The sequence below is a fragment of the Streptomyces sp. NBC_00207 genome (genome assembly GCF_045160965.1).
GTDB lineage: Bacteria > Actinomycetota > Actinomycetes > Streptomycetales > Streptomycetaceae > Streptomyces.
In genome coordinates, this window is record NZ_CP130715.1 from 7783515 (window position 1) to 7795828 (window position 12314).

Annotated in this window: 8 protein-coding genes; 4 read left to right on the forward strand and 4 right to left on the reverse strand. The window is 71.8% G+C overall.

Annotation, left to right across the window (positions count from 1 at the left end; all coding sequences use genetic code 11):
- Positions 1 to 17 precede the first annotated feature (17 nt).
- Both OG472_RS36015 and OG472_RS36020 read right to left on the reverse strand, forming a co-directional pair.
- Positions 18 to 890, reverse strand: a complete 873-nt coding sequence (locus OG472_RS36015) for a carbohydrate ABC transporter permease (protein WP_405833097.1) — start codon at positions 888 to 890, stop codon at positions 18 to 20.
- Complete coding sequence (locus tag OG472_RS36020) at positions 887 to 1771, reverse strand: carbohydrate ABC transporter permease (RefSeq protein WP_401605472.1); 885 nt, start codon at positions 1769 to 1771, stop codon at positions 887 to 889. The genes OG472_RS36015 and OG472_RS36020 overlap by 4 nt, the downstream gene beginning before the upstream one ends.
- Positions 1772 to 2116: 345 nt before the next feature.
- On the opposite strand from OG472_RS36020, the gene OG472_RS36025 reads away from it, so the two are divergent.
- The 4 genes from OG472_RS36025 (at position 2117) to OG472_RS36040 (ending at position 7859) form a co-directional block, all read left to right on the forward strand.
- Positions 2117 to 3100 (forward strand): LacI family DNA-binding transcriptional regulator, encoded by a 984-nt coding sequence (locus tag OG472_RS36025; RefSeq protein ID WP_405943233.1) that lies wholly within the window; start codon positions 2117 to 2119, stop codon positions 3098 to 3100.
- Between the two features lie 70 nt (positions 3101 to 3170).
- Entirely contained in the window at positions 3171 to 5237 is a 2067-nt protein-coding gene (locus OG472_RS36030; protein WP_405942473.1) for a beta-galactosidase, read from the forward strand.
- Positions 5238 to 5309: 72 nt separating this feature from the next.
- Positions 5310 to 7214 (forward strand): glycoside hydrolase family 5 protein, encoded by a 1905-nt coding sequence (locus OG472_RS36035; RefSeq protein ID WP_405942474.1) that lies wholly within the window; start codon positions 5310 to 5312, stop codon positions 7212 to 7214.
- A gap of 135 nt (positions 7215 to 7349) precedes the next feature.
- Positions 7350 to 7859, forward strand: coding sequence for a hypothetical protein (locus OG472_RS36040; RefSeq protein ID WP_401605480.1), 510 nt, complete (start codon positions 7350 to 7352; stop codon positions 7857 to 7859).
- A 92-nt stretch (positions 7860 to 7951) separates the two neighbouring features.
- Here the strand turns inward: OG472_RS36040 and OG472_RS36045 are convergent, their stop codons facing one another.
- Both OG472_RS36045 and OG472_RS36050 read right to left on the reverse strand, forming a co-directional pair.
- Complete coding sequence (locus OG472_RS36045; RefSeq protein ID WP_405942475.1) at positions 7952 to 9097, reverse strand: ABC transporter substrate-binding protein; 1146 nt, start codon at positions 9095 to 9097, stop codon at positions 7952 to 7954.
- A 121-nt stretch (positions 9098 to 9218) separates the two neighbouring features.
- Positions 9219 to 11885 carry a SpoIIE family protein phosphatase gene (locus tag OG472_RS36050; protein WP_401605486.1) on the reverse strand — a complete coding sequence of 889 codons (2667 nt, stop codon included), beginning with the start codon at positions 11883 to 11885 and terminating at the stop codon, positions 9219 to 9221.
- Positions 11886 to 12314 lie beyond the last annotated feature (429 nt).

Below are 12314 nucleotides of genomic sequence, written 5' to 3' on the forward strand. Positions count from 1 at the left end.
GAGGGGTGGGCGGTGGGCTACTGCTTGACGCCGCCGGCGGCCAGCCCCGACTGCCAGAACCGCTGGAGGAAGAGGAACGCGACGATCAGCGGGACGACCGCCAGCAGGCTGCCGGTGATCACCAGCGGGAGGATCGGCGTGCCGCCGGCGCCGGCGCCGCCCTGCGCGAGCGAGTCCCACTGGCGCAGCCCCACCGTGAGGGGGAACAGCTCCGGGTCGTTGAGCACGATCAGCGGCAGGAAGTAGTTGTTCCAGGTGGCGACGAGGGTGAACAGCAGCACGGTGACGAAACCGGGGGCCAGCAGCCGCAGCGCGATGGTGAGGAAGATGCGCAGCTCACCGGCGCCGTCGAGGCGTGCGGCCTCCAGCATCGCGTCCGGAACGGCCTCGGTCGCGTACACGCGCATCAGGTAGAGCCCGAACGGACTGGCGAGGGAGGGCAGCAGGACCGCCCACGGTGTGTTGACGATGCCCATGTCGCTGAACAGCAGGTACGTCGGGACGGCGAGTGCGGACGCGGGGATCGAGATAGCCCCGATGACGACGGCGGACAGCACCCGGCGGCCCACGAACTCGTACGTGGCGAGGGCGTACCCGCCCAGCGTCGCGATCACCGAGGCTCCGCCCGCCCCGACCACCGAGTAGAGGAGGGTGTTGCCGAACCAGCGCAGGTAGATCCCGTCCTCGTAGGTGAAGACGTCCCGGACGTTCTCGAACAGGTGGAAGCCGTCCCCGAACCACAGCCCGGGTGAGTCGAAGAGGGTCTGGTTGGACTTCGTCGCACTGACGGCGAGCCAGAACAAGGGGATCAGCGTGTACGCGAGCATCAGGCCCATCGCCACGGTCAGAGGGGTGGACGCCCTGCCCGGACGGCGGCGTGCGGTGGTCACAGCAGGCGCTCCCTTCGGGCGGTCGCGCGCTGCACCCCGAAGGCGACGAGCACGGTCACCAGGCCGAGCAGCACCGCGATGGCGGCCGAGTAGGTGAACTGGCGCCCGTCGAAGGCGAGGCTGTACGCGTACATGTTGGGGGTGTAGTTCGTGGAGACGGCGGCGGGCGCCAGGGACTGGAGCACGCTCGGCTCGTTGAACAGCTGGAAGCTGCCGATCACCGAGAAGGTGGTGGCGAGCAGCAGCGCCGGGCGCAGTGCCGGCAGCTTGATGCTGAACGCCTTGCGGAAGGCTCCGGCGCCGTCGACCTCGGCCGCCTCGTACAGCTCCCCGGGGATGGACCGCAGCGCGGCGTAGAAGATCAGCATGTTGTAGCCGACGTACGACCAGGTGACGATGTTGCCGATCGACGCGAGCATCCAGCTCCCGGAGAGCAGGTCGGGCAGCTCGGTGTGCAGGAGGCCGCCGATCTCGCCGGCCAGGCCGAAGCGGTCGCCGTAGAGGTAGCCCCACATCAGTGCCGCGACGACGCCGGGAACGGCGTACGGGACGAAGATGCCGATCCGGAACAGCCCCGGCGCGCGCAGCCGGCCACTGTCGATCGCGAGGGCGGCCGCCAGCGCGAGGCCGAGCATCAGCGGTACCTGGACCGCGAAGAAGAGTGCGACGCGGGCGAGACCGGCGTGGAACAGGCTGTCCCCGAACGCCTTGGTGTAGTTGTCCAGCCCGGTGAAGACCATCCCGCCGATCATGCGCTCCTGATAGAGGCTCAGGTTGACCGAGTACGCCAGCGGGGCGACGACTCCGATGACGAAGACGCACAGGAACGGCAGGAAGAACGCATGGGCGGTGAGGTTGCGCCGAACAGCGCCGCGTTTCAAGGGTAGGACCTCCGATGCGTGTTAGCGCCAACATGGCGGCGCGGTTCGGAAGTGTGTCCACTGCTCTCGGAGAGTGTCAAGAGTTTTGACCGTCGCTCCTGGTGGATCGTCAGTTGTCTTTGATTCCAAGGGGTTTCGGGTGCCGAGGTGCGCCCTCCCGTCCACTGATCCCACCCGTCGGCGTTCGCCAACCTGTTGACCGACGCAGCATGTTCGCGCAAACATGACGGCGGTCGGGAAGACGCCCGGGCCGCACCGTGCGAGAGGAACTGCACCATGGCGAAGGACGGGCAGAGGCCACGCAGGCCCCGTTCCCCGGCCGCGGACCGGCCCCGGCCCCCGTCGATGGCGGACGTCGCGGCCATGGCGGGAGTCTCGGCGCAGACGGTCTCCCGCGTGGTCAACGCGACGGCCCATGTCGACGAGGCCACCCGCGACCGGGTCGTCCGGGCCGTCCGCATGCTCGGGTACCGCCCCAACACCGCTGCCCGGGCGCTGGCCACCGGAAGGTTCCGGATGATCGGCGTCATCAGCTTCGACCTCAAGGCCCACGGCAACGCGCGCACGCTGGAGTCGATCGTCTCCGCCGTGCAGTCCACCGAGTACTCGGTCAACGTCGTCGTCCCGCAGGCACAGACCCAGGAGGCCGTGCTGGAGGCGTTCCGGAGGCTGAGCGGGCATGCCGTCGACGGGGTCATCGTGAACGAGGCACAGATCCTCACCGGCTCGCTGATGCTCCCCTGGGGGCTTCCGGTCGTGGTCGTCGACGGCGGCGAGGACCACCGCTACCCCGGCGTCCACACCGACCACGCGGCCGGAGCCGAGATCGCCGTGACCCACCTGCTCGGACTCGGCCACACCACCGTGTGGCACCTGGCCGGGCCGCAGGACTCCCACCCCGCACGCCGCCGCGCCGAGGCGTGGCAGCGCGTGCTCCGGGCGGCGGGCGCCCCGGTCCCGCCGGCCGTCCACGGCGACTGGAGCGCCGGGAGCGGCTACCGGGCGGGCCGGGAACTCGCCGGCCGGCCGGAGGTCACCGCGGTGTTCGCCGCCAACGATCAGATGGCACTCGGCCTGGTCCGGGCGCTGCGCGAGGCGGGGCGCCCGGTCCCGGAGGACGTGAGCGTGGTCGGCTTCGACAACATCGTCGAATCCGGCTACTTCCTCCCGCCGTTGACCACCGTGGACCAGGACCTCACCCGCGTCGGCGCGGCCTGCGTGGACCGGCTCCTGAGCCAGATCGAGGGCGTTCCGTCGACGGACTCGTCCGTCGTGTCGGTCATGCCGACCCTCGTGGAGCGCGACAGCACCGCTCCGCCGCGCGCCTGAACCCGGGCCGGTACGTCCGCCACGAGGCGCAGTGCGTCCCCGTCCCGAAGTACCTGAAGGGGTAAGGAAGATGAACTCTCCGGCACACGACCGTGCCCGCACCCTCGGCGCACGGCTGGGCGGTCTCGGATTCGGCGGCGACTACAACCCCGAACAGTGGGACGAGGCCACCCGCGCCGAGGACCTGCGCCTGATGAACCGGGCGGGCGTCAACCTCGTCAACCTCGCCATCTTCGCCTGGGCCCGCGTCGAACCCTCTCGCGACGCCTACGACTTCCGGTTCTTCGACACGGTCATGGACGACCTGGCGGCCCACGGCATCACCGCCGACCTGGCCACCATGACCGCCTCGCCACCCCCGTGGCTCGCCACCGAGCATCCCGAGATCCTGCCGGTCACCGCCTCCGGAGGCATCCTCTCCCCGGGGGGCCGCCAGCACTTCTGCCCCTCCAGCCCGGTCTACCGCGACCGGGCCGTCCGCCTGGTCGAAGCCGTCGCCACGCACTACCGCGACCATCCGGCCCTCGGCCTGTGGCACGTCGGCAACGAGTACGGGATCCATGTCGCCGAATGCTTCTGCGACACCTCGGCCGCCGACTTCCGGAGCTGGCTCGCAGCCCGGTACGGCGAGGTCGACGCGCTCAACGAGGCCTGGTCCACCGACTTCTGGTCGCAGCGCTACACCTCCTTCGACCAGATCCTGCCCCCGCGCACCGCACCCACCTACCCCAACCCGTCCCAGCAGCTCGACTTCAAGCGGTTCAGCAGCGACGCGCTGCGCACGTGCTTCACCCTCGAACGCGACGTGCTCCGCCGCATCACCCCCGACACCCCGGTGACCACGAACTTCCTCGCCGGACACAAGGCCGTCGACGTCCACGCGTGGGCGCCCGAGATGGACGTCCTCGCCCTCGACAGCTACCCGGACCCCCACTGGGACGCGGCGCACATCGGCGCGGCCCTCTCGTACGACCTCCTGCGCGGCGCTGCCGACGGGAAGCCGTGGCTGCTGACCGAACAGGCCCCGTCCGCCGTCAACTGGCGCAGCCGCAACGGCGGCAAGAGCCCCGGCCGGATGCGCCTGTGGAGCTGGCAGGCCGTCGCCCAGGGCGCCGACGCCGTCATGTACTTCCAGTGGAGGCAGTCCCGTGGCGGCGCCGAGAAGTTCCACTCCGGCATGGTCCCGCACGCGGGGCCCGGGACCCGGGTGCACACCGAAGTTCGAGAGTTGGGCCGCGAACTGGCCCTGGTCCCCGAGCTGGCCGGCACCCTCGTCCGCAACGAGGTCGCGATCGTCTTCGACTGGGACAACTGGTGGGCGCTCGAACTCGACTCGCACCCCTCGGACGCCGTGCGCTGCCTCGACCGCGTCCTCGACCACTACGCGCCGCTGTTCGAGGCGGGCGTCGGCATCGACGTCGTCCACCCCTCCGCCGACCTCTCCCCGTACAAGCTGCTCGTGCTGCCCGGCCACTACCTGCTGTCGGCCGAGAACGCGGCGCGGATCAGCACGTTCGTGGCCGACGGCGGATCCCTGCTCGCCTCCTTCTTCACCGGGATCGTCGACGAGCACGACCGCGTGCACCCCGGCGGCCGTCCCGCCCCGCTCGACGACGTACTGGGCGTACGGGTCGAGGAGTTCTGGCCGGCCGCGGCGGACGAGGCGGTCCCTCTGCGCGCTCCGGAAGCGGACGGCCCGGCCGCTGCCGCGGCCCCGCCGTCGGCGTCGCTGTGGCGCGAGGAGGTGAAGCTCACCGGCGCCCGGGCCGAACTCTTCTTCGCCGGACCCGACTGGGACGACGACCGCCCGGCGGCCACGGTGCACGCCCATGGCCGGGGGAGTGCCCGCTACGTCGCGACCCGGCCCGACCCCGTCACCATGCGGGCCCTCGTCGACCGCTCACTGGCCGAAGCGGGCGCCCTCCCCGTGCTGCCCGGCCTGCCCGCCGGGATCCAGGCCACGATCCGGCACGGCGCCGGTCACGACGTCCTCATCCTGCTCAACCACACCGAGGACGAGCAGGAGGTGGCGCTGCCGGCCGCCCGCCGGGACCTGCTCGACGCCCACCGGCCCCTCGTCCGCCGCGTGACCCTCGCACCGCGGGGCGTCGCCGTCCTCGGCAGCGGCGGCAACTGAGCGCACCACCGCGTCACCGCTCCAACCGCTCCACCACGCACGTCCCACCCCCCCAGCCCCTCGGAGGACACTGTGAGAAGAGCCCTACTACCGGCGGTGCTCGCCGCGGCGCTCGCGCTCGGCGCGCTCGGCGCCTCCCCGACCGCCGCGTCCCCGACGACCGAGACGAACGCGGCTCCCGCGGCTCCGGCCGCGTTGGCCGACTCCTGGACCGCGCCCCTCAGCACCCGCGGCCGCTACGTCGTCGACGCGGGCGGCAACCGCTTCAAGCTCAAGTCCGCGAACTGGCACGGGGCCCAGGGATCGTGGAGCGGCTCGGGCGACATCAACGACCCGGCCGGCCACCACGACGGCGAGAAGGCCGACCAGATGCCGCTCGGCCTGGACCGCGCGCCGATCCCGCGGATCCTCGCCGGATTCCACGAACTCGGCATCAACAGCATCCGGCTGCCGTTCTCGAACGAGATGCTGCACGACCAGCGCCCGGTCTCCGACGCCTCGGTCGCCGCCAACCCGGCTCTGCGCGGCAAGACCCCGCTCCAGGTCTTCGACGCCGTCATCGCGGCCACCACGGCCGAGGGCTTCGCGGTGATCCTCAACAACCACACCAACACCTCACGCTTCTGCTGCGGTCTGGACGGCAACGAGCGCTGGAACACCAGCCAGTCCACCGCGCAGTGGGAGAACGACTGGATCGCCCTCGCCCGACGCTACAAGGACAACAAGCGCGTCGTCGGCGCCGACCTCTACAACGAGGTCCGCCGCACCGTCACCGACGACGCCAACTGGAACTGGGGCAACGACCACGACTGGTGGGCCGCGTCCCAGCGCCTCGGGGACCGGCTCCTGACCGAGGCCAACCCCGACCTCCTGGTGATCGTCGAAGGCATCAACTGGCAGGGCATCCCGGCCGACGGGCTGCCCCACGGGCGCCCCACGCTCGAACCGGTACGCACCCTGTCGCACACCCTCGTCGCCTCGAACAAGCTGGTGTACGCGGCGCACTTCTACGGCTACACCGGGCCGAACCACACCGGAGCCACGGGCATGGGCGAGACCCACGACCCGCGCTACCAGGAACTCTCCCGCGAAGAGCTCTTCGCCACCTTGCAGCGCCAGGCGTTCTACGTGACATCCGAATCGGGCAGCCACTTCACCGCACCCCTGTGGATCAGCGAGTTCGGCATCGGCAGCGACGAGACCAACCCGCAGGCGCGTGCCTGGTTCGGGAACTTCGTGGACTACCTGATCTCCCATGACACCGACTTCGCCTACTGGCCCCTGGTCGGCTGGACCGGACACGGCACCTGGTCCATCCTCAACTTCGATGCGGCGGGCCGCCGTTCCGGCCTCCTGGACGGCGGCGACTGGCGCGCCACCGACTGGAACCGGCTGGTCACCTCGCCGCAGAAGAGCGGCCAGGTCGCCGTCTCCGACACCTGGGACATGCTCAACCTCGACCACGCCGACGCGGTCCAGTCGGTACGCGTTCGGAACCTCGGGGACTGGGACGCGGGAGCCCGCAAGGGGACCTGCCCCGACGGACAGCGCCTCATCGGCCTCGCCCACCGTGACGGGCGCGGGCTGTGCACCGATGCCGGGGCGCCCGGCCTGGCGGCCACCGGCCCGGTGCCGACGGCGGTGAGCGACGAACGCCACGTACAGCAGGGCGACTGGGCGGGCGGCTACACCAAGTACCAGTGCGGGCCGGGCCAGTTCATGACCGGCTACAGTGTGCGCGGCCAGGCGGTCTCCGCGGTCCTGTGCGCCCAGGCGGGCCGGCCCCTCGGGACCGGCGGCCGCACCGTCTGGTTCGACCGGGGTGACAACCGTCCGGCCGCGGGCCCGGGCGGAGAGTTCGCCTACGGCAACTACAAGGGGCAGTGCGGCACGGACGAGTACGCCGCGGGCATCGCCTTCACCGGGGCATGGGCCAAGGGCAAGACGCCGGACGCCCTGCTGTGCCGCAAGCTGTGACCCCCGGCACCTGACGGCGCCGCGGGCCGGGGAGCCGCGGGCTCCTGCGCCGGAGGTGCGCATCCGCCGGGTGTGCGCAGCCGCGTCCGGTGTTGCTCCGGGTTCCCGGTCCGGCCGCCCCTTACGGTGGCTTCCGTGACGGATCACGCGGCGGACGCACCGGGCACGGAGGCTGCCTCGGCCCAGCTCAAGGAGCGGCTCTACGCGACGATCACCATGATCTCCGTGGTCATCGGACTCGCCGGCAGCAGCCATGTGACCGCCCTCGGAGCCGCGGCGACGATCGGGACCGCGTCGGTCGGCCTGTGGCTGGCCGCGCTGGTCGCCGATCAGCAGGCCCATCGCGTGACGCACGGCGCCCTCGCCCGGGGGCGGGAACTGCGCGCGATGCTCTTCGTCAGCAGTCCGCTGCTGCTGTCCGCGGTGGGCCCGCTCGTGCTGGTCGGCGTCTCGGCGCTGGGAGCGATGGGCCTGGACACGGCGCTGCTCACGGCGGCCGGGATCAACGTCGCCACCCTGTTCGCGTGGGGGTGCTACGGAGGGATCCGGATGGGCGGAGGAGCCCCCTTCGCGCTGCTCGCCGGCGCGATCGACGCGGCGATCGGGACGGCGGTCGCGCTGGTCAAGGTTGCCGCCGGCCACTGACGTCACCGTGCTGCGCCGGCCGGGGAGGCGTCTTCGGCTCCGGGCGGTGGAGGCGGCCGACCGCCGACCGTGCGGGATCGGCCGCGCACACCTCAGCCCGAGACGGCCTTGCCCCAGCCGCGGTTGACGGTCTCCCTCGCCTTCTCCGTCTGCTCCTCCGTCGGGAACATCGGCGTGCCCTCGACCGTCGGGAGCTTCTCCGCGGCGGTCTTGTCGAGGGTGCCGTCCTCCGCCATGGCGTCCATGAGGACGGGGCGCGCAAAGGCGCCGAGCCGGAGGTTCTGGCCTTCCGGGCTGAAGACGTACTCCTGCCACAGGCGTGCCGCGGCGGGGTGCGGGGCGTCCTTGTTCACCCCGTTCGCGTAGTACTCGGCGAAGCTGCCGTCGAAGGGGATGGCGGTCCGCCAGTCGACGTCCGCGCCCTGCCTGCGGAATTCGTCGGCGTATCCGAGGTTGAGGAAGTCCCAGTCGATGCTGATCGGGGTCCGGCCCTTCGCGATCGTCTCCGGTGAGGATTCGATCGGGTTGAAGTTGCCGTTCTTGCTGAGCTCGGCGAAGAAGTCGATGCCGGGCTGGATGTTGTCGAAGGAACCCCCGTTCGCCAGGGCCGCCGCGTACACGCCGGCGAAGGCGGACCCGGACTTGGTGGGGTCGCCGTTGAGGGAGACCTGGCCCTTGTACTCGGGCTTGCGCAGATCGGCGAAGGTCGAGGGGCAGGTCTTCACCCGCTTGGCGTCGCAGCCGATCGAGACGTAGCCGCCGTAGTTGTTGTACCAGCGGGCCTCCGGGTCCTTCTGCTCCTTGGGGATCTGGTCGAACGCGGCGACCTCGTACGGAGCGAGCAGGCCCTGCCGGGCCGCGGACTGCGCGAACGAGCCCCCCACGTCGATCACGTCCGGGGCGCGGCCGTCGGTCCGGTGCTCCTTCAGGGCGTCGATCTCGTCCTGGCTGGTGCCGTCCGGGTTCTCCACGGAAACCTTGATCCCGTACTTCTTCTCGAAGCCGTCGATCAGCGCGCCGTAATTGGCCCAGTCGCGGGGGAGCGCGATCGTGTTGAGCGAGCCCTCCTTCTTCGCCGCCGCGGTCAGCGCCGCCATTCCGCCCGCGTCCGCGGCGGAGGTGGCCACCGCGGGTGCCCTGGGCACGGTGACGGGGTTGTCCCCGCAGGCGCCGAGGGGCGCGGCCGCGAGGGCCAGGAAGGCGGCGACGAAGGCTGTCCGGAGACGGGGTGCGGGCACGAAGGCTCCATAACCTGCGGTCGGTACCGATCGAGGCCAGCGTACGTTCGGCGGCCTCCGCGGCGCAGTCCCGGACGGTGGTGTCCGCCGTCTTCCTTCCGGCCGTCGTTCCGGCGCGCTCTCAGAACCCGTCGTCGTCCCACCCGGCCAGGAGCGCCTCCCCGAGATCCATCGAGGCAGGTACGGACCCGTTGTGGAGCGACTGCTCGCTCCAGATGATCTTGCCGCGGGCGGTGTAGCGGGTGCCCCAGCGCTCGGCGAACTGCGCGACGAGGAACAGACCGCGGCCGCCCTCGTCCGTGTCCGCGGCCCGGCGCAGGTGGGGGGAGGTGCTGGACCCGTCGGAGACCTCGCAGACCAGGCAGCGGTCGTACAGCAGCCTCACCCGGATGGGCTCCGTGCCGTAGCGGATGGCGTTGGTCATCAGCTCGCTGAGGATGAGTTCCGTGGTGAACGCGATGTCCTCCAGGCCCCAGTCCGCCAGCCGGCGGGCGCACGCGTTGCGCACGGGGGACACCGACGCGGGCTCGGGGGACACGTCCCACTCGGCGATCCGCGCACGGTCGAGCAGACGGGTGCGGGCCACCAGCAGCGCGACGTCGTCGCTGGGCCTGGCGGGCAGCATCGCGTCGATCACCGCGGTGCAGGTTTCCTCCGGGGTGCGGGCGGGCCCGGACAGGGCGGCGCTCAGCGCGGCCAGGCCGGCGTCCGGATCGCGGTCGCGGTTCTCGATCAGCCCGTCGGTGAAGAGCGCCAGCCGGGAGCCCTCGGGCAGGGTGAGCGTCATGGTCTCCATGGGCAGACCCGCGCCCAGGCCGAGCGGCGGGGCGACCGGCACCTCGGGGAAGGACACGGTCCCGTCGGGGCCGACCAGAGCGGGGCCCGGGTGCCCGGCGGTGGCGGCGGTCACCTGCCCCGAGACGGGATCGTAGATCGCGCACAGGCAGGTGGCGCCGGTGATCCCCTGCCACTCCTGCTCGTCGGCGTCGATGTGGGCGACCAGCTCGTCCAGGTGGCTCAGGAGTTCGTCCGGCGGCAGGTCGAGGGTGGAGAAGTTGTACACGGCGGTGCGCAGGCGGCCCATGGTGGCGGCGGCGTGGAGACCGTGGCCGACGACGTCGCCCACCACCAGGGCCACCCGGGTGCCGGGCAGCGGGATGACGTCGAACCAGTCACCGCCCACCCCGGCCTGCGCGGCCAGATACCGGTGTGCGACCTCGACGGCGGACTGTTCCGGTACGCCCCGGGGCAGCAGGCTGCGCTGCAGGGTGACGGCCATGTTGTGCTCGCGGGTGTAGCGGCGGGCGTTGTCGACGGACACGGCCGCCCGGGCGGTCAGCTCCTCGGCGAAGGACACGTCCTCCTCGTCGAAGGCCGGGGAGTCCTGCCCCCGCCAGTAGCCGGCCATGCCCAGCACCACGCCCCGGGCCCGCAGGGGCACGACGATCAGGGAGTGGATGCCGCGGTCCAGGATCTGCCGGGCGTTGCCCTGGTGCTGGGCCCGCCAGCGGTGGGTGGCGTGCAGGTCGGCCTCCAGGACCGCACGGCCGACGGCCAGGCCGGTGGCCATGGGACCGGCGGGAGCGAACCGGATCAGCTCGCCGACGGGGGTGAGCGGGTGATCGCCCTGAAGGCCGACGACGGCGGTGCGGCGCATCTCGGTGTTCGCCTCGGGCGGCTCCTCGCCGCGCAGCACCGGGTCCAGCAGGTCGACCGTGACCACGTCGGCGAAGCGCGGGACCGCCACCTCCGCCAGCTCCTGCGCGGTGCGCTCCACGTTCAGCGTCGTTCCGACCTGCACCCCCGCGTCGTAGAGCAGCTTCAGCCGCTCCCGGGCCACCTCGGCCCTGCCGGAGAGCGCCCGCAGCTCGGTGGTGTCCCGCAGGGTGACGACGGTCCCGGCCTGACCGTAGGGGGCGGTGGGCCGGATGTTCACCGCCAGCAGCAGGTCGCCCGCCATGTGCAGTTCGTCGGTCGCGGAACGGCCCGATGCGATCAGCTCGGCGATCGCCTCCTCCAGCCCCAGGTCGGTGACGGACAGCCGTTCCGCGTCCGCCGGCAGATCCAGCAGCCGCCGCGCCTCGTCATTGGCGAGCAGCAGCCGTCCGCCGTCGCCGACGATCAGCACGCCCTCGCGCACCGCGTGCAGCACCGCGTCGTGGTGCTCGTACATCCGCGTCATCTCGGCCGGTCCCAGGCCATGGGTCCGGCGCAGCAGTCTGCGGCTCACCAGCGCGGTTCCGCCCGCGGACAGGGCGAGCACCGCGGCCGCACTGCCGAGGACGACCGGCAGCTGCCGGTTCACCATGCCCTGGACGTTCTGGACCGTGACCGGGGAGGCGACCACGGCGATCACGTGGCCGTCGGGGTCCTTGACGGGGACGACCGAGACCACGGACTGGCCCAGGGACCCCTCGAACGTCTCGGTGAAGGACTTGCCGGCCGCCGCCTTGGAGAAGGGGCCGACGACGTGCTTCCCGATCTGCCGCGGGTCGCTGTGGGTGAGGGTGACCCCGTCGAGGCTGTAGACGTTGATGCCGTCGACTCCGGCGATCTTCCGGGCCGCCTCTGCGCTCGGCTGCAGCACCGCGCTCGGATCGGGGCTGTGCAGGGCCTCGACGATTCCCGGGGATTCCGCGAACGTCCCGGCGGCGGCGAGCGTACGGTGCCGGGCGTCCAGCATGGCGGCGCTCCGGGCCTGCACCACGAGCGCCGCCACCGCCGCGGCGACGAGGAGCACCACGACGGCCAGCTGCAGGAGGAACACCTCGCCTGCCACACTGCGCACGCTCAGCAGGGAGGACAGACGTTGCGGCCGCCGCGCCCTTCCCCTGCGGGGCTGGACGCGCTCCTGATGGAGGTCGGTCATACTCCATCTTCTAACCTCTATGGGCTGTCGGCAGCGGGGAGCGACCGCCGGCTGCTGGAGCGCATGCCCGAGTGGAGCTCGCGGCTCGGGTGCGCGCCGCGGAACGGGCCGCAGAGGACCTGCGGCAGACCGTGGTGCGGGCGCCCGCAGCGGGAGCGGGCCCGCAGCGGAGCCGGCCCCTCCGCCCGCGTGGCGCTCCTCGGGGAGGGACCCGAGAATGAGATGGCCGGACGAGATCCACACGGCGGCCCGCAGCGCTGCGGGCGCAGCAGAGAGGTGACAGGCGGGCTCGTTGCAACAGCCGAACTCCGGGGGCGAGCGCGGGACGGTCTGGTTCCCGCACTGCTG

Coding starts and splice junctions, on each gene's coding strand:
- OG472_RS36025 (WP_405943233.1), top strand. CDS start 2,117: ATGGCGGACGTCGCGGCCATGGCGGGAGTCTCGGCGCAGACGGTCTCC.
- OG472_RS36030 (WP_405942473.1), top strand. CDS start 3,171: ATGAACTCTCCGGCACACGACCGTGCCCGCACCCTCGGCGCACGGCTG.